The organism is Rhizobium sp. SVR5-9E, from assembly GCF_056755095.1.
In genome coordinates this window covers 1-236 of sequence record NZ_JBNDHS010000735.1, presented here as the reverse complement: position 1 = coordinate 236, position 236 = coordinate 1, and the positions used below count along the sequence as shown (strand labels likewise).

Annotated in this window: 1 protein-coding gene; it reads right to left on the bottom strand. The window is 50.4% G+C overall.

Annotation, left to right across the window (positions count from 1 at the left end; translation table 11 throughout):
- Positions 1-40: 40 nt before the first annotated feature.
- Positions 41-236: cellulose biosynthesis protein BcsR (bcsR, locus tag ACPYOJ_RS36775; protein WP_481420602.1), on the bottom strand; the 196-nt coding region annotated here is incomplete at its 5' end.

Genomic DNA, 236 nt, shown 5'->3' with positions numbered 1-236 from the left:
CGGACGCCCTGTAATCCTAGTATGGCCATCAATGGCTCCCTTATTGTTGTTGGGCAAATTCAGCTAATAGCGGCCAACGTTTAATAGCCGCGGCCAACTGTTCCCGCTGGGAAATGTCGGTGTAATCTATTTCAGGTAATGAAAACGCCTGCGTCAGCGCCAGAGAGTCGTTCTGGAATGTGTAACCCAGGGTTGAGTCGACTGGGGTGCCGGGTTCGTTATTATCCATTCTATTC